The 18542-nt window shown below is 41.3% G+C and carries 15 protein-coding genes and 1 other annotated feature; of the genes, 5 read left to right on the plus strand and 10 right to left on the minus strand.

Going from position 1 to position 18542, the window contains the following annotated elements:
* From N482_RS08990 to N482_RS09010, 3 genes are all read right to left on the minus strand, one after another.
* The coding region (locus tag N482_RS08990; RefSeq protein ID WP_063376755.1) for an AbgT family transporter at positions 1-1581 on the minus strand (1581 nt) is incomplete at its 3' end.
* A gap of 467 nt (positions 1582-2048) precedes the next feature.
* Positions 2049-2167, minus strand: a sequence feature (AL1L pseudoknot).
* An 818-nt stretch (positions 2168-2985) separates the two neighbouring features.
* Positions 2986-3249 carry a DUF3081 family protein gene (locus N482_RS09005; protein ID WP_063376721.1) on the minus strand — a complete coding sequence of 88 codons (264 nt, stop codon included), beginning with the start codon at positions 3247-3249 and terminating at the stop codon, positions 2986-2988.
* A gap of 49 nt (positions 3250-3298) precedes the next feature.
* Entirely contained in the window at positions 3299-3835 is a 537-nt protein-coding gene (locus N482_RS09010) for an isochorismatase family protein (protein ID WP_063376722.1), read from the minus strand.
* A 77-nt stretch (positions 3836-3912) separates the two neighbouring features.
* On the opposite strand from N482_RS09010, the gene N482_RS09015 reads away from it, so the two are divergent.
* Positions 3913-4854 (plus strand): ribonuclease Z, encoded by a 942-nt coding sequence (locus tag N482_RS09015; RefSeq protein WP_196765326.1) that lies wholly within the window; start codon positions 3913-3915, stop codon positions 4852-4854.
* Here N482_RS09015 and N482_RS09020 read toward each other — a convergent pair.
* From N482_RS09020 to N482_RS09045, 6 genes are all read right to left on the minus strand, one after another.
* Positions 4840-6138: a DUF2252 family protein gene (locus tag N482_RS09020; RefSeq protein WP_063376724.1), complete on the minus strand. Its 1299-nt coding sequence runs from the start codon at positions 6136-6138 to the stop codon at positions 4840-4842. The genes N482_RS09015 and N482_RS09020 overlap by 15 nt on opposite strands.
* 2 nt (positions 6139-6140) lie before the next feature.
* Positions 6141-6971: a polyphosphate kinase 2 family protein gene (locus N482_RS09025; protein ID WP_063376725.1), complete on the minus strand. Its 831-nt coding sequence runs from the start codon at positions 6969-6971 to the stop codon at positions 6141-6143.
* A complete protein-coding gene (locus N482_RS09030) occupies positions 6968-7738 on the minus strand; it encodes an AraC family transcriptional regulator (RefSeq protein WP_063376726.1) in 771 nt (256 codons plus the stop codon). Before N482_RS09030 ends, N482_RS09025 begins: the two co-directional genes overlap by 4 nt.
* A gap of 167 nt (positions 7739-7905) precedes the next feature.
* The gene (locus N482_RS09035; RefSeq protein ID WP_063376727.1) at positions 7906-8709 is read right to left on the minus strand and encodes a DUF1338 domain-containing protein; all 804 of its coding nucleotides are present in this window, start codon (positions 8707-8709) and stop codon (positions 7906-7908) included.
* A gap of 70 nt (positions 8710-8779) precedes the next feature.
* Positions 8780-9805, minus strand: a complete 1026-nt coding sequence (gene astA, locus N482_RS09040) for an arginine N-succinyltransferase (protein ID WP_063376728.1) — start codon at positions 9803-9805, stop codon at positions 8780-8782.
* A 37-nt stretch (positions 9806-9842) separates the two neighbouring features.
* Positions 9843-11048 (minus strand): aspartate aminotransferase family protein, encoded by a 1206-nt coding sequence (locus N482_RS09045; protein WP_063376729.1) that lies wholly within the window; start codon positions 11046-11048, stop codon positions 9843-9845.
* Positions 11049-11204: 156 nt separating this feature from the next.
* Here N482_RS09045 and N482_RS09050 point away from each other — a divergent pair, with 156 nt between their 5' ends.
* Positions 11205-11633 (plus strand): Lrp/AsnC family transcriptional regulator, encoded by a 429-nt coding sequence (locus N482_RS09050; RefSeq protein ID WP_063376756.1) that lies wholly within the window; start codon positions 11205-11207, stop codon positions 11631-11633.
* Between the two features lie 13 nt (positions 11634-11646).
* On the opposite strand, the gene N482_RS09055 is transcribed toward N482_RS09050, so the two are convergent.
* A complete protein-coding gene (locus N482_RS09055; protein ID WP_081227850.1) occupies positions 11647-13560 on the minus strand; it encodes a putative bifunctional diguanylate cyclase/phosphodiesterase in 1914 nt (637 codons plus the stop codon).
* Positions 13561-14007: 447 nt separating this feature from the next.
* Between N482_RS09055 and N482_RS09060 the strand changes: the two genes are divergently transcribed.
* The 3 genes from N482_RS09060 to glgB are packed head-to-tail and all read left to right on the plus strand — an operon-like array spanning position 14008 to position 18542.
* Entirely contained in the window at positions 14008-14310 is a 303-nt protein-coding gene (locus N482_RS09060) for an isoamylase early set domain-containing protein (protein ID WP_063376730.1), read from the plus strand.
* A 6-nt stretch (positions 14311-14316) separates the two neighbouring features.
* Positions 14317-16305, plus strand: a complete 1989-nt coding sequence (malQ, locus tag N482_RS09065) for a 4-alpha-glucanotransferase (RefSeq protein ID WP_063376731.1) — start codon at positions 14317-14319, stop codon at positions 16303-16305.
* Positions 16305-18542, plus strand: a complete 2238-nt coding sequence (glgB, locus tag N482_RS09070; RefSeq protein ID WP_063376732.1) for a 1,4-alpha-glucan branching protein GlgB — start codon at positions 16305-16307, stop codon at positions 18540-18542. The genes malQ and glgB overlap by 1 nt, the downstream gene beginning before the upstream one ends.

Here is an 18542-nt window from a genome sequence, read left to right on the forward strand (position 1 = left end):
AACTATCCTGACACAGGGGGAACCAAACACCCAAATGTAGAAGAGTGCTACCCAACCAACAAAGAAGAACATACTGTACGGTAGCATTGTCGCAACTAGGGTACCGATACCCATGTCTTTTTTATACTTGGTGGCAACTGCCAATATCAAGCCGAAGTAACTCATCATTGGTGTGATTAGGTTTGTAACAGAATCACCAATACGATAAGCAGCTTGTATCGTTTCAGGTGCATAGCCCACAAGCATTAACATCGGAACAAAGATTGGCGCAGTTACGGCCCATTGCGCTGATGATGAGCCAAGGCTCAAGTTAACTAGCGCACACATAAGGATAAACAGTACAAAGACCTCGGGTCCTGTTAGGTTTAATGCTTGTAACAGTGCTGCACCATTAATTGCCAAAATAGTTCCCAAGTTTGTCCACTTGAAAAATGCTACGAATTGGGCTGCAAAGAATACCAATACAATGTACATACCCATGGAGCTCATGCTTTTACTCATCGCATCAATAACATCACGGTCATTTTTCATGGTGCCTACAACGCGGCCATAGACAAAGCCTGGAATGGCGAAAGTTACGAAGATAAATACAACGATGCCTTTTAAGAAAGGAGAACCTGCTACAGCGCCTGTTTCTGGGTGACGTAAAATACCGTCTTCTGGTACGATTGTTAAGGCAAGTAATACAGAAACAACAAGTAAGGAAACGCCGGCCCATTTCAAACCTGACTTTTCTTTCTCTGTTAGGTGTTCAATGTTGTTTTCAGAAAGGTCGATACTGGCTTCATTTGGATCGTATTTTCCAAGTCTTGGCTCGACAATCTTTTCAGTGACCAATGTACCTACAATAGCAATCAAGAATACTGAGATCATCATGAAATACCAGTTTGCCTCTGGACCAACCTGATAAGTCGGGTCAATCATTTGTGCAGCAGGCGTCGTAATACCAGCAAGAAGTGGGTCAATAGTTCCTAGTAATAGGTTCGCACTGTAACCACCAGATACACCAGCAAATGCTGCGGCTAAACCTGCTAGAGGGTGTCTTCCAAGACTATGGAAAATCATTGCAGCAAGCGGGATCAACACAACATAACCTAACTCAGATGCCGTGTTTGAAAGGATGGCTGCAAACACAACCATGAAGGTAACAAGACGTTTAGAAGCACCCATCACCATGCCACGCATTGCCGCAGACAACATACCAGAATGCTCAGCAACACTTACACCTAACAATGCAACAAGCACAGTACCAAGCGGTGCAAATCCAGTGAAATTAGTTACCAAGCCAGTAACAATTTTCTGGAGGCCTTCTGCGCTTAATAAGCTAACAACTTCGATAACACCATCTGCATCTCGACCTTTCGCGCCTTCTGGGCGTGGGTCAATTGCACTGAGTCCCATCCAGTCAGCGATACCACTGAAAATTACGATTGCAATACAGAACATCGCAAAAAGAGTAATAGGGTGAGGAAGCATATTTCCTAAAAATTCAACCGTCGCTAAAAAGCGGTTAAACAAACCACCTTGTTGTTCAGGAGATTGGGGATCTTGCTTAGCTTTAGTCTCTACTGCATTCGACATAGCAATTTTTCTCGGTTCTAAAAAATGCGGCATACCTTATCACTTTTTCATTCAGTGGTCATTTATTAAAGTTAACTAAAAGTGAAAATGAGATAAAGTTACAAGTTATGCTGATAAAGGGCTCTGTGATACTACAGTATGCTCATGATCTAACTCTTTTTAGAGTGAAAAGTGAACTAGTATATTTTTAGAGTAAGTAAGTCTATGAAATATTATATTGCTAAGTAATTAGATGCCAACTAGAAAGAGGTGTTGATAACAGCGGCTCTAAAACTCAGCAACTGCATTTTACAGAGATTATGTTTTTGGGTTTGCAGCTCCATAGGTCACCACTTTTTTTACGAATTAGAAAAGTAGTAGAACGGTTAGGTGCCTATGTGATTTGTGCACTAGAGGCATTCTGTCGTTCGAATCACTATTCAGACTTAGAAGGGTTTGTAAATTCTTGCTCACTATTATGGACACCTCGTTACACAATAGGCAGTTCCTTGCACATTGACTCGATACCGAAATGCTCACGGTAAGCGTCAATAAATGCCACGGCTATTTCTGTTTGGGGTCGAGTTCCGCTTGGGCGAAAAAAGCGGCAGCTTGCCTCAAAATGTCATTTGTTCGTTTTAATTCTTTATTTTCGCGCTCTAACTCAGCCAAGCGCTCCTCAGCGGATTGAGAGTTAGAAGATGGATCAAAAGGCTGAGTCTAAGACTTTTTAACCCATGCAATAATATTTCTAGCGTACACCCCAGTTTATCTGAAATCGATACTAGCACAGCCTAAAGAGACGGGTACTCATGCTGTTGCGTGGTAACCAGCCTAACTGCACTTTCACGAAATTCAGGTGTATAGCGATTTGACTTTTTCATTGTTCCAGTTTCTCAAGAATTTGAGTCTCTGGCAAACCCGGGGAGATTAATTATCTGGATTATGCGACAGTTTAAGAGTAAATAATTTATTTAAATATAATTTTTGATCTTTTTCTGATGAGTCCATTTAAGGCCGCATTCTAAGTTCTAATGGGCATGATAAAATTTTGAGCTGAACTTCTAACTTAATTACAGTGTTGATTTGATTTGTCTGTTTTTTGGTCGTTTAATTGGCTTATCTCAATTTTTGTTTTGTATTATTCCTTTGAATAACAAAGGGTACTTCCTGAGTCGTATACCTATATAATCATCAGCCATTATTTGGGTGCAAATGCGATTTACATCTTTGTCAATCGCAAGCACCCATTGCATGTGTTCAATGGCACGTTGGAACCCTTTTTTTAAAAACTGCTGTTGTTGGTAAAACTCGCAGTTATCATGCAAGGTAACTAATTTTTTTGGGTGTTTTTGCAGTTCTGCAAGCACCCGATAAATGTAATCTTCGGATGTTTTGTTATCGCGCTTTGGGCGCCGTTTTGTATTACGCATCGACTGCCTCAGCTATTTGTTGAAGCTTACGCATAAAGTCATGCTTTTGAGACTCTTTGTCATATTCGAAGTGGTAAGTATTATGAAAGCCAAAACGAAGCAATACACCACTACCTTTGAGGTATATAGTGTAACCATCAGGGTCAGAAAAGGCGTTAACGCCGTCGAGCTGTTTACCAATGTCATACTCTTGCCCGTGCTGTATTATATGTTCGTATACTTTCAGCACTAAATTCGTGCTCAATTCATTTTTCATGACAAAGCCATTTCTTTACAGTTCTATTGATTCATACTTAAATGGTAGTTTACTGGATCAATTTAGATACTTGTTTAAACTGAGGATGTTTAGCATCGGCAAGTGCTTCAAACAAAAATGCTTCTAAACATATGACCTTTGCACCGTCATAGCGAAGTTGTTCTAGCGCCCAGTTTTTATGCTGTAAGTTTCTGGAACATACACCATCAGCCAAAATGTAGACGGTGTGGCCTTGTTTAAGCAAGTCTTGTGCAGTTTGATAAACACATATATGTGTTTCTAATCCGACGATTACTTTGATGCTCGGAGGTTTACAATCATCTTTTACCGCCAAATTACTTGTTTTGAATGCACTAAAAGTTGTTTTTTCAATAACGTTAGATGGGAATGAAGTTAGGCGTTCATCTGTATGACCCAACCCTTTTGGATATTGTTCAAACACAAGCGTGGGTATATCTAATAGTTGAGCCGCAGTGAGTAGCTTGTGTGTGACCTCAATCACATTTTCGTATTCATCTATGTGCTTTTGGAAGTTTTTTTGAATGTCTACGACAAGAATTTGATACTGAACTGTGCGCTCATCCATTTGGTAATCCTTTAGTTATGTTAAGAGTTAAATTAAACTCACTGTGAGTTATAACATACACATTGTCTAGTCTATTTATGCAATTAGAATTTTTAGGGACATCATCTGGTAGTCCCACTATTTATCGCAATATGTCTGCCACGGCGGTAAAATTTGAGAAGAGCAAGCAGTGGCTATTAGTCGATTGTGGCGAGGGTACCCAACATCAAATATTGAGTTCTAAGCTCACGTTATATCAGTTAAGTGTCATTTGTATCAGTCATATTCATGGGGATCATTGTTACGGCTTACCTGGGCTTATTGCGTCGATGGCGATGTCTGGGAGGCAGGAGCCCGTATTTATCATTGCGCCTGAAAAAGTGCTTGCGTATTTGAACGCTACATTTTCACTTACTGATGTCACGTTGCCCTTTGACTTAAAAATGATAGCAATTGAACATGTAAAAAGCGCGCTAGAATTTAACTTTTGTACAGTAGAAGTTTTGGCGCTAAAGCACCGCGTCCCAAGTTTTGGATTTAAAGTAACAGAAAAACTGATCCCTAATAAGTTGCGCATAAGTTTGCTCACTGATGACTGCATACCTACGGGTGCACATTTCAATCAGCTTCAAAAAGGGCTCGATGTAGAGTTTGCCGGTAAGGTGCTTCACTCTAAGAGGTATGCTTTCCCAAGTTGGCAGCCACGCAAAGTTATTGTTTGTGGTGACAACGAAAAGCCTAGTTTATTAAAGCCGCATATAGTAGATGTGGATTTAGTGGTGCACGAGGCAACATTTACGCACAGTGACCTGAAAAAGGTGGGCCATCATACGGGACATAGTGATGCAAAGCGTATCGCTCAATTCGCAGAGTCTATGTCAGTGCCTATTCTGGTTTTGACCCACTTCAGTGTTCGCTACCATGGGCCTGGACTCTTAGATAACTTAGAAGCCGAGGCCCAATCGAATTACAGCGGAAAACTCATATTAGCCGATGATGGCACCACAATCGATATTCCCAAAACGTTACTTTCTGAGTGATTTGAATAGTGCCCAATCAGACTTTACCTGCTGGGCATAGTTATTCGCTAATTCGATGAGCGTGTCGCAAAGTGGTGGTAGTGTCTCTATGCAAGCTTGCTGGAACGACATAGAGCGTCTGTCGCCACGCATGTGGGCATAACCAAGCACTTCTGCGCAACTCTGTGCGTATTGACTGAAGCCTTGCTTTTGGGCCGCTCGCTTGCCCAGCACAATGTGTTCTGGGTCAATGCCTACGCGGGCATGGTGGCGAGACCTTACTAACCAATGTACCCCTTGCCAGAGCGCATCATCGATAATGAGATCAGGCCTCCTCTGCATCTTTCGTTGACAGTTAACCGTTAAGTGGGCTGGGTTTAACCTGTTTACAGGGCTCATTTCGGTGAAATAGTGAAGAGGGGCTGCAATCGTTTGCTGTTTTACTTCAACAATGTGATAAAGCTCTATTGGTGCTTGTGTCCGTGGGCCTACCAATAAATAATAGCGTTTTAGGTTGTTACTGCCGGTACCTGCATCTAGCCTCTCGACACAGTCAATGATGTCATCATCTACATAGGACCTGAATTGAGATATCAAATTCGCTTTTATATCATTGTGAATTGGTTCAAATTTTAGAGGATCTGATTTAAAGCGTAACGGGTAAGCCGTCAAATCTACACTTTTGGCTAGACTGCTTTTAAGATTAAAAGCGGAACCTCCGACCAAACGCTGCAAGCCTTTTTGCCATCGTTTATGCAGAATGTGATCTTGTTTGAATTTAGTTAAGGCACTTTGACTGTTATTTTCACCACGTAAAGAGGCCTCGCAAGTGAGTATGTATTGTTGAACAAAGCTGCTTTGTGCGGCTCGAACATCTTCAGCATGTACAAGAGGCTTTTGCCGCATGGTCAAATCATCAGTAGTTTCTTGTAGTTGTTGACCTGCGTGCTGTGCTAGTGCCATGCTAACTAAGTAACGAAATAGGTCCCAAGTGGCATGGCCGACGCATGCATCATCAAAGTCATTGGGTGAAAAAACAAGAGTTTCACCGTGAGAGCCTTCTTCACTTAAAAATCCGAAATTACTTGTATGGCAGTCGCCTATGATTGTGGTGACCGGTATATCGTAAGTGGTGTCAGGAAATGCGATAAGTCCATCGAAGATATCTCGGTACATTAATGGTGCAGCCCCTCGGAAAAAGTGGAAAGGACTCGACGCCATTTTCACATGCTTTCCTAACGACAGTGACGGCTCGCAGCCATCGTGGCGGTTAAAATAAGTACTTAATAACTTTTCACGACTCATGCTTACATCCTCTTTTGTTTTATACCTAATTGCTGCTCTGCTAATTCTACAACTTTGGGGTCTATGGATGGTGGTTCAATCACCATACCCTCACGTAACGTGAGTGTTAGATATTTCATAACCTCTACACGTGCGTACCATTTATGGTCGGCTAAAATAACAGACCAAGGTGCTCGAGTTGTATGGGTTTTTACTAGCATCTCATTGATTGCCACTTCGTACTCATTGCGCTTGTTTCTATTTCTAATGTCTTCTTGGGTTAGCTTCCAACGCTTATAAGGATTATTCAGACGCTCTGAAAACCTCTTGAGTTGCTCGTCACTACTAATATGTAAAAACAGTTTTATGACTTTAATGTTATCGTCAGTCAAAAGTTGCTCAAATTCATTTATTTCTCGATATGCACGCTGCCAAGCCGAATCGCTGGCAAACCCCTCGACTCTTTCTACCAACACTCTGCCATAGTAAGAGCGATCAAATATTGTCAATGTACCTGCCTTGGGCAGCTTATTAAAAAACCGATAAAGGTAGTGTTTACCTTGCTCATCTTCGGTTGGCGCACTAATAGGAAATACCTGATAGCCACGAGGATCTAACCGCTCGGTAATGCGACGAATTGCGCCTCCTTTTCCGGCTGCATCCCAACCCTCAAAAACGATTACCGCGCGTTGACCTTGATGGAAATAAGCTTGTTGTACATGGAGTAATTCGTTTTGCCAGTATTTTAGAGCTTGTTTGTATACTTTTTTGGTGTCGATTGCTGGGTGTGTATCAATCCCTGCAACTGAGAGGGGATCGTTGTGTATACGGGGTGGAACAATCTGGTTAGTCACCTTGCTAGCCTCGCTCTGTATTGTTTTGGTGTAATTTGCATCACCTTTTTAAATTGCCTAATGAAATGAGACTGGTCTACATATTCCAAGTCATAAGCAATATCCGTGAGTGGTTTATTGGGGTTATGCTTGATGACGTTTCTAGAGTTAAAAACTTCCACCAATGTTGCATATTCTTTAGCACTGATCCCGATTGACTCAATAAACGCTCTTTCAACACGCCTGCTGTTTAAGCCAAGTTTGTCATACATATTTGCGAGCTTTATTGACCTAGGTTGGGTATCTATCTGCATTAAAATGGAAGAAAAAGCAGTAGGGAGCTGGTAATTGGCTTTATTAAAGTGGTTTTCTAACCAACTGCACAATGCATAGACTCTTTGCAAAGGGTCCAATTTAGGCGTAATTACTTTTGTTCTTAAAGTGCTAAAATTTACAACTTCTTGCAATTCGATACATTGATTTTTTATATATTTCAGCGGTATGTTTGTGAGGTGTTTTGCGCCCAGCGGAGTAAGCCGTGCGCCAACCATACTCAGTGTACTTGTTTTAAAGTGCCACAAGTGAGACGTCGTTTGAGGGCCTATGAGGAAACCGCCAGCATGAATTGAGACGCCATTGATAACTGACTCTCCGGATATCACTAGTAATATCGAAATGCACCCATCACTATGAATCGCTTGTTCTTGATTCAAAAGTGTGTCGGTGGTATGCCAAAAGTTTAAAATGTAAGGGGCGAGCGCGGTTGGTGGAGTGATAGTTGTATACACGTATGCCTCTTTTGTCCTTGGTGAATAAACAACTTGAGTTAAATTAACATTCGTCCTTATCGTTTCAATCTACATGGTCAGTATATTTAGGGCAAGAAAAAAGCAGCAAATGGCTGCTTTGCGTGTTTAAGTTAGTTTTACTTCAATTAATATTAACGCAAGAAGAGTTATCTAGCGTTAGTACTTTCGAAGATCTTATCTGCTGATGCGGCTACAAAGCCTGTGTATAGCTCACCGTCAGGTTTGTTATAACGAAGTGCAAATTCATAGAAGCAGCTAGGGATTTCAAATTCACCATCAGAGAACATAACAGGTTGGTGATCCGCAAGTGTCGAAGATTGCTCTAATAACACTTCAGGAGAACCTTTGATTTCACCGCCTGATGTGTTTAGAGCAAACCCTGCATCTTTAAGTGCTGAGTTAACGGCTTCGATAGTCTCAAAGTTTGCTAAGTAGTTGATGCTAACTGTGAAGTGATTTGCACGATAACCCCAAGCCGACATCCAAGCGGCATACTCACTCTCTTCTAGTAGTTTTTTGTATGTTTCATTGCTCACTTGCCAGTGGGTACCAGAATATAAGAAGTTCTCAGCTGTTACAGCACTTTCATCGATGCTGTCGATCATAGTTGCTACGATAGACTGAAGTTCTTCAGAGCATTTCTCAAGTAAAAGTTCAGAAATGAATACTTTTGGCTTACTCGGATCACTATGCTCGTAGTGTTTAGCGTATAGTTTCTTAGCTTCAAAGTGGTACTCACCACACTCTGTGTAACCAACAGCTTTGAAGTGTGCTGCAAGCTTTTCTAGCCCCACTTTTTCGTGGTTAAAGGTACGCAATGCAATGTGATCGTTGATGACATCATCTTGCTGTGTTGAACCTAATAGCTCATGAACTTTTACCGCTGATGGAGTGACCTCTAAATAGTTGCTCCATAAGTTATTGAATAAGCTATCTACATTGTTGTGCATAATGACAATTCCTTAAAATAGCGGCTTGGCCGCGAGTTAATGTTACGACAAAGCACGACGTATTTGATTGTTATAAAACGAACCCACTGATTTTGTCGCCAGCACTTAACTTTAGTGCCTGCGCTGTTTCATGGTTAACCGTAAATGTTTTTGTTGCTTCATCCCACATAGCTTCTGTTGTGAACGTCGCTCGAAACTCAGTGAGCTGCCCATTTGATAAAGCCCAAGTATCCTCTATATGAGGTACTTGCTCCGCAATTATTAGGGTACCGACTTTAGTTTCTCTAACTGTGCGGATGTTTTCTAATCTTGCTTCGATCGTTGGTCCCGCATCGAATAAGTCTATATAGCCCCTATGTTCGAAGCCTTCTTTTTGCAATAGCTTTAATGCAGGTTTGGTTTTTTCATGTACGCGACCAATAACCGCTTGTGCTTTGGGGCTAAGTAAGTTGGCATAAATAGGGTATTTCGGCATCAGCTCAGAAATAAAGACTTTGTCACCTAGGCCAACTAGGTGGTCAGCTTGTGGGAACTCAATACTAAAAAAGTGCTCCTCAAGCCATTGCCAAAAAGGACTATGCCCATTTTCATCGCTCACACCACGCATTTCGGCAATAACTTTATCACTAAACCTTTGGTTGTGTTCAGCCATAAATAAAAAGCGAGCTCGTGACAAGAATCTACCAGCTAAGCCGCGACGAAACTGCTCTCTTAAAAAAAGAGTACAGATTTCAGAGCTGCCCGTATAATCATTACAAATTGACAGTATATCAACGGTATTATAGACGTTTAATGTACTTGAATGATGGACGGTTTTTCCCTGATGGTAGTGGTATAACGGAACCTGCATTCCGACAGCCGCTTCTATCGCAGTGGTGCCTAAAATGTCACCTGTTTGTGAATCTTCAAGAACAAACAAGTAGCCTTCATTCATCGGCGCGTTAAGCACCTTTGCAAAGCTTTCTTGAGAGCGTTGTATCTTGTTCTTTAAAAGTTCATCATCAACAGGCAATGAAGTAAATCCATGGCCTGATTCTACCGCGATGGTTTTTAATGCAGCGAAGTCTTCACTGCTGATAGGTCTAAGTACTTGCATAAGAATATCAACAAGGGCGGAAATCCGCCCAAAATTATTAAGCGTTTACAACGTCTGCCACAGCAAGCTCGAAACGAGCTAAGCCAGCTTTGATTTCTTCTTCAGTGATAACCAAAGAAGGCGTGAAGCGAACAACATTCGTACCCGCCACTAGAGCCATTAGGCCGTGTTTTGCACTTGCCACTAAAAAGTCACGAGCTTTACCTTCGTAGTCACCTTTGAGCACGCCACCAAGTAATAGACCTTTACCACGTACTTCACTAAATATATTGTACTTTTCATTGATAGCATTAAGTCCATCACGGAACACCTGTTCTTTCTCTTTAACACCATTTAAAACTTCAGGTGTGTTAACTGTGTCGAAAGCCGCTTCTGCTACTGCACATGCCAGTGCGTTACCACCGTATGTTGAACCGTGCGTGCCAATTTTTAGGTGCTTAGCAATCACTGTTGTTGTGATCATCGCGCCAATTGGGAAACCACCGCCTAGTGCCTTTGCTGTTGTTAAAATATCAGGAGTGACATTTAAGCCTTGGTAAGCGTACAAATCACCTGTACGCCCAACTCCTGTTTGAACTTCATCAAAAATAAGCAGTGCGTTGTGCTTATCGCAAAGTTCTCTTACGCCTTGAACAAACTCAATATCAGGCGAAATAATACCACCTTCACCTTGTAGAGGCTCCATCATAACAGCACAAGTTTTATCAGAAATAACTTTAGAAAATGCTTCTAAATCATTGTAATCTATATGAATGATGTCTTGTGGCTTTGGGCCGAAGCCGTCGGAATAAGCCTCTTGGCCGCCGACCGTTACAGTGAAGAATGTACGACCGTGGAAGCCTTTGTTGAACGCGATGATTTGTGTTTTTTCTTCATTGAAATTATCGATTGCGAAACGGCGTGCCAATTTAAGTGCTGCTTCGTTTGCCTCTGCGCCAGAATTCGCAAAGTACACTTTGTCTGCGAATGTGGCATCGGTTAGCTTTTTAGCTAGGCGCAGTGCAGGCTCGTTTGTCATAACGTTTGAAAGGTGCCAAATTTTTTCACCTTGTTCTTTAAGTGCATTAACTAGTGCAGGGTGACTATGGCCAAGGCAGTTAACAGCAATACCGCCAGCGAAGTCGATATACTCATCACCTTTTTGATCCCAAACACGAGCACCTTTGCCTTTAACAGGAATAACTGCCGAAGGGTTATAGTTAGGTACCATTACTTCATCAAATAGTTCGCGATTCACTTGCATGACTTCGTCCTCAATAATTACTTCAACTTAAATTACACATTGTGTCTTGTGTATATTCTTATTCGGTCATTATTGCGTGAAGCGATGGAAATTTGCAGTGTAATTTTGGATAAAGTGAGTAGAATGTTCGTCATAATGACGATGGAATTTATCAAAATGATAAGCAAACAAGATGAAAGATTGATTTCTGTACTGCGTAGCAATGCTAGGGCGAGTATTTCAGAACTTGCTAGGTTACTTGATATGTCACGTACAACGGTTCAATCAAGGTTACAAAAATTAGAGCAAAACGGGGTGATACAGGGCTATAAAATTGATTTTGGTCAGGACTATTTGGATAACCTAGTGTCAGCGCATGTGTCCATAAAGGTAAAGCAAAAGCTAACTGCTAAGACGAACAACGCCCTTAAACAGCTTGCACATATTTCGGCTTTATACGCGATCAGCGGTGAATATGACATGATAGCAATAGTGGAAGCGCAGAGTTTAGAGCAGTTGAGCCAACTACTCGATGAAATTGGCAATCTCGATGGTGTGGAGCGAACGAATTCTTCAGTTATCCTTGAGACCAAATTTCAGCGCTAATCACGCGCTGAAATTAGTTGGCTTTTGGTAACCAAACACTTGTGCCTGTAGATGCGATGTGATTGACGTTACCTTTGAGCACTTTATCCCCCACATTTCTTGAAGTCTCTGGGCGGCTTACAAGATACCCTTGTACGCAGCAGATCCCCATGTCTTTTACGAGCTCAAATTGATCTAGTTGCTCAACACCTTCAGCAACAATTTTTAGCCCTAGTTGCGCACCAAGCTCACTGATAGAGTTCAAAATCTTATAGTATTTTGGATTATCTTTAGCTTGTGAAATAAACAATTTATCAATTTTAATTACGTCAATTGGTAAATCAGCAAGCGTACTTAAAGAGCTAAATCCAGTACCAAAGTCATCTATTGCAATGGTTACACCGGCACTTCGACAGCGTTCTAACTGTGCGATAATTTCATCGCTGGCTGTAATAAGAGTTGACTCTGTGATCTCTATCATCAGAGATGTCGCTGGTAAACCTGATTTGTCTAGAGCAGCTAACACCCAGTCGTAGATGGGGCGGTGCTTCAATTGGATCCCTGAAACGTTCACTGAAATTTTTACTTTTTTCATACCGGCATTGTGCCAAGCTGACATTTGACGACAAGATTCCAGTAAAATCCAGTCGCCCAGTTCAAGAATCAAATTGGACTCTTCAGCAATTGGTATGAATTCTGACGGCGGAATAAGCCCCTCAATAGGATGATGCCAACGTGTGAGCGCTTCAAAGTAATCAATAGAGCAATCTTCGACATGTACAATTGGTTGAAATGACAGCTGAAAGTTCTGAGAGGCTATGGCTAAGCGCAGCTCTTCGAGTAAATAATGATAACGACGTATCTTATTACCCATCTCGGGTGAGTACACTCTAAATATGCCTCTGCCATCGGTTTTAGCACGGTACATGGCTACATCGGACATTTGCAGTAACGCATTAGGTGTTGAAGCGCTATCTGGGAATACGGCAATACCGATACTAGCACTTATCTTTACAAGCTTATTGCCAAGTACAAAGTCTCGCTCGACTTCACTTAATATGGTTTGTGCCACTTCAGTACAGAAGCTTGTATCTCTCAAATTGGGGATGAAGACAGAAAATTCATCTCCGCCAAGGCGGGACAAATTTTGGTCCAAACCATGTACTGGGTGTGCATCATTAAGTTGGAATTGTCTAACTACCTGCTCTAATCTACCTGACACTTGTATCAGGATCTCATCTCCGAAGCTGTGCCCAAACGAATCATTTACTTGTTTGAATCCGTCTAAGTCGATAAAAAGTAGCCCACATTTGGTTTTGCTTTTGTCAGCTTCAGTCAGTTGCTCACCAATATGTTCAATATAGGCATGGCGGTCGATGAGTTTCGTGAGCTTATCTTGATACACATGACTATCTGATTGTATTTTAATGCGCTGTAAGTTATCACTCAGAGCTTGGACAGAATGACAGATTTGAGCCATTGTACCACCGGAGTGCAGCTCCTTGTGTTGTATATCCAGTCCGTTTAACAGGGTAGTTAAGTCTTTATTGATTGCATGTAAGGCGTCTAGTTGCGCCGACTCGTGAGATTGACTTTTAAGTCTAGAAAAAATGAACAGGACAATGAGCAAACAAAGCATAAGCAATGCAGGAGAGGACCACACGAGCGTGAACACTTCATTGGTAGTAGCCAGTAGATAGCTTGTATTCTCTTTACCTACAACGACATAATATTTCGACTTGAGCTCTACAAAATCTTGGTCATAAAGAACAAACTGAAACCAAGGCGAAGTGTCATTCACTTCAGAAAAATTTGCAGTTTGTGTATCTAGTGTCAACAAGCCTGATTGTGCGTTTAAAACGTGTTTTGCAAACGTTAAGTTTGCAGCAATCCCAATCACTATGACACTGACTAAGCTGTAAGCTAAATTTTTAAATACATTTTGCATGATTGAGACAATCCAAAATTAACCGATAAACGGATCCTTCTTAACTCTGTAGTATACATCATATTAGTCACAGAGATTACAACCTTTTACACGCTTTTTCTAACAAGTGCAATTACCAAAATAAATTCAACTTTATATAAACAAAATAATTTAAAATTCACTGAGTAAGATCAATTATCAAATTAATTCACTTTACATGATAATAATTCTTATCTACTTTTTTATGTCGTTGGCTTGATATTTGCTGGTACTAAGCTAGGTATCAAGTTGACTGTCCAAAAATGTACTTTTCTGGTGCAAATTAGAGCTGTATTGCACTGTTGTGAGGCGTACAAGTTTATTTGATGAACTAATTTATTCTCACAAAATGTGTGTGTATAGGTAGTAATTATACGGCATTCTTTTGTGGCAAGGAACACCAACCAGGTTAGGTTTTTGGAGCCCGAAATGTTAACAAAACGTTTTTTTAAAACAAAAGACGAAGCAGAAATTACGTTTGAATTTTCTCACCCTGAAGCTAGTAAGGTGGAATTGGTCGCTGAATTTAATGATTGGCAACCTATCACTATGAAGTTTATTAAAAAAGATAAGCGCTTTAGGTTGAAGCACAGACTCCCTACCGAAAAAAAGTTTCATTTCCGCTATTTAATTGATGGGAAGCAATGGGACAACGACCATAAGGCTGATGGATATGCCGCCAATGGGTTTGGCAGTGAAAATAGTATTGTTGACACTCAAAGATTGGCATAGTTGCCAATGGATGGTTTACAGCAGCTGTATTACCTACACGGCATAGGGTATGACTACACTAAATATGACGGTGAATACGTTGTTTTTGACGAGATTACGCGAAAGCGAGCGATAGCATGTTGCGGCATTGATACAAGCGACGATAATTGCATAAACGCGCTGAACTTTGAGTTGGATGTGGCACCTTGGATGCAAATGCTTGAAGAGGTGACATTGGCTTGCTCTAAAGAGGGTAAGTTTATACTTAGAGTACCTGAGTCTCATAGACATAACGTCGCTAGTGTTAATGTACCTGAGTGTGATTTACACCTAAATGTGGATCTTGCTCATTGCGTGGAAGTAGGAAATTACCAATACAACAATGAGACTTACATTGCGCTTGAAGTCACACTGGGCAATTTGCCTATTGGGTATTTTCAAATGGAGGTTGCATGTTCACTCGGTTCTTTTTGTACTGAGTTGTGGTCAACCCCAGAACAATGTTACAACCCATATTCTAAGCCAGGCACAGCAAAGTCTCTTGGGTTGTCACTTCAGCTCTATACCTTAAAAAGTAATCGTAACTATGGAATTGGGGACTTTACTGATCTCAAAACCCTTATTCGCCAATTTGCAAATTTGGGCGGTGACTTTGTCTTGTTGAACCCGTTACATATGTTGTTTCCAGATCAACCAGAAAAAGCCAGTCCCTATAGCCCTTCTCATCGCTGCCTCATAAACCCTTTGTATATCGCATTAGACGACCTAGAAGGCATAATTAGCAAGGCATGTTGGGAGCGGTTTTTAGCAGAGCCAAGCCTTATTGTGGGAATTGATTTTGAGGGTGAATACCTCGATTACATCTCCACCAGCCATACAAAGTATCAACTATTCGAAAAGTTGTATGAGACATGGTGCCTTGATGCATCTAACGATGTTGAGTTTCACAGCTTTGTTGCCGACCGAAAACATGAATTGGGCGAATTACCGCTGAGCCAGTTTGATTGGTTTTTGCAATGGCTGGCATATTCACAACTTGCCGCTTGTCAGAAACTTACAAAAGACTTGGGCATGTTAATTGGGTTGGTTAATGACCTTGCGGTGGGCTGCACACAAGAAGGCCTTGAGTACCAAACTTATCAATCCAGTTTTACTGAAGGCGCGAACGTTGGGGCTCCACCAGATCCGTGGGCCGAAGGTGGACAAAATTGGGGGTTACCAGCGCCCAATCCTCTTAAATTAAAGGAAAACAAGTTCAAGTATTTCAAATCACTTGTCAGAGCAAATATGCGCTCGGTTGGTGCTTTGAGAATTGATCATGTCATGGCGCTACGAAGATTATGGTGGTGCTTTTTGGAACAGGGTAAAGAGCTAGGCTGTTATGTTTATTATCCATTTGAACAATTGTTAGCGATACTAAAAATTGAATCGCATTTGAACTGTTGTGTTGTTATTGGTGAGGATTTGGGGGTTGTGCCACCAGAAGTAACGCATTCATTAGATGAATCTGCAATTTTTGGTAATACGCTGTTTTATTTTGAAAAAAATCATGATGGAGCGTTCAAATCTAGCGAGCAGCTTAGGGCTAGCGCATTGACTATGGTTGCAAATCATGATGTTCCGCCATTTCATGGCTGGTGGTTGGGTAAAGATATAGATATAAAACTAGCATATGGGATCCTTCAGAAAGATCAGAGTAAGCAGCTTATTCGTGAAAGAGCCATGGAAAAACAGCGATTACTCGATTGGTTGCGAAATCATGGCATTGAAGAGGTAATTTTGGAGAGCGCTAGTGAGGTAATTTATCAATCCGTGATGGAAATCTTAGCTGGATGCCCCAGTCAGCTTGTGGCTATTCAACTCGATGACTTAGATCAGCAGCACGTTCCAGTGAACATTCCTGGAACAAATACGGAATACCCCAACTGGCGCCGTAAACTAAACCATGAATTGACAGAGATATTTGCTCAGCAGCAGGATTTTATAAAGCTGCTTAATGAGATCAGGAAAAAATAATGAATTCTGTAAACAAAAAGCTAGGAAGTATTGACGATTATTCAGATCAAGTAAGTGCGCTGTCAGCAGGGCACTTTAGTGACCCATTTAGCTTTTTAGGATCTCATGAGGAGAGGTTCGAAGAACATACAGTCACCGCAGTGCGCGTTTATATCCCAAGCGCTACATCGATTGAGGTGCTGCATAAAGGTGTGAAAACTAAAATGACGCAGTACTCGAATTCAAACTTATTTGTTGCTCGGTTCGAGGCACCATTTGATAAATCAGGATACCGATTAAAAGTTAAGTTTAGTAACACAGAAGTCATTTTTGATGATGTATATCGATTTAATAGCGCGCTTGATGAGCATGCAATGTACTTGTTTAACGAAGGAACACTTGAACATGGATATAAGCACTTTGGCGCACGTTTTATAGTAAATCAGGGTGTTCGAGGTGTACAGTTTAGTATTTGGGCACCCAATGCCAAAAGTGTATCTGTTATAGGCGATTTCAACTTTTGGCAGCCAAACCAACACTTTATGAGATTGCATCCGGCAAGTGGTGTATGGGATTTGTTTGTGCCAGGCTTAACGCCAGACCAATGCTATAAATTTGCAATTACCACACTCGATGGCTGTGTAATTGAAAAAGCAGACCCCTATGCGCAAAAAATGCAGCAAGCACCTGGTACAGCCAGTATTTTGCAAGAAAATGTAGAGGTTGCAGAACTCAGTGCTGAGCAAATTAGTGTACGTTTAGCACGAAATAGTATTGATGCACCAGTTTCTATCTATGAGGTGCACTTAGGATCGTGGAAGCGCAGGCCTGACGAGGGTAATCGATATTTGACTTATCGTGAGTTAGCTGATGATTTAGTCAGCTATGTAAAAGAGCTTGGCTTTTCACATATTCAATTAATGCCTATCAGTGAATATCCTTTTGATGGCTCATGGGGGTATCAGCCAGTTGGTTTATTTTCTCCGACAAGTCGTTTCGGTTCAGTAGATGATTTTAAATACTTCAGCCAAAAATGTCATGAACAAGGCGTAGGGCTGCTTCTTGATTGGGTACCCGGTCATTTTCCTACGGACCCTCATGGATTACAAAAGTTTGATGGTACACATTTATACGAGCATGCAGACAAGCGACAAGGGTTTCATCCTGACTGGAATACATGTGTATTTAATTACGACAGGCCAGAAATTAAAAGTTATTTGTTATCCAACGCAAATTATTGGCTAAGTGAGTATAAACTAGATGGGCTCAGAGTGGACGCCGTGGCTTCTATGCTTTACCTCGACTATTCGAGAAGTGCAGGAGAGTGGGTTGCCAATCAGTATGGGGGTCGTGAAAATATTGGTGCAATTGACTGTCTTCAGTCAAGTAATGCTGCCTGTTACAAAAATAGTCCTCATGTGATGATGGTAGCAGAGGAGTCAACAGCATGGCCGGGGGTAACTCAAAGTGTTGAGCAAGGTGGTTTAGGATTCGGCTTTAAATGGAATATGGGATGGATGAATGACAGCCTCGGCTATATGCAGCGAGACCCAGTCCATAGAAAGTATCATCATCACGAAATGACTTTTTCGATGGCATATGCCTTTTCAGAAAACTATATTCTACCACTAAGTCATGACGAGGTTGTTCATGGTAAGGGATCATTACTCTGTAAAATGCCCGGTGATGATTGGCAAAAATTTGCAAATTTAAGAGCATATTATGGCTTTATGTATGCGCACCCAGGAAAAAAGCTACTGTTCATGGGCAGTGAAATAGCACCAAGAACAGAGTGGGATCACAACCAAAGCCTAGATTGGTCGCTATTGCAAAGTGAGGCACATCAGGGCATTTATAGAACGGTTAAATCTCTTAACGGCATATACAAAAATACACCTGCCCTTTACGAAGTTGACTCTTCTCCTGCAGGGTTTCAATGGATAGATTGTGATAACGCTGGGCAATCAATATTGAGCTTTGCTCGTTTTGGTAAACACTATTCAGATTTAACGGTTGTAGTAAGTCATTTCACGCCACAAGTTTTTCATCACTTTAAATTAGGAGTGCCTAAAGGCGGCGTTTATCAAGTTGTTTTTAACTCTGATGATGAAGACCTTTTCGGCAGTGGTGTTAAGGTGGTTGCTCACCAGCAACAATTGCTCGAGTCTAAACCAACTGCAAGCCACGGGTTTGAGCAAAGTGTAGAAATAACTATTCCACCTTTGTGTACAGTGTATTTAAAGTATATCTCGGCATAA

This window comes from Pseudoalteromonas luteoviolacea NCIMB 1942 (assembly GCF_001625595.1).
GTDB classification, from domain to species: domain Bacteria; phylum Pseudomonadota; class Gammaproteobacteria; order Enterobacterales; family Alteromonadaceae; genus Pseudoalteromonas; species Pseudoalteromonas luteoviolacea_A.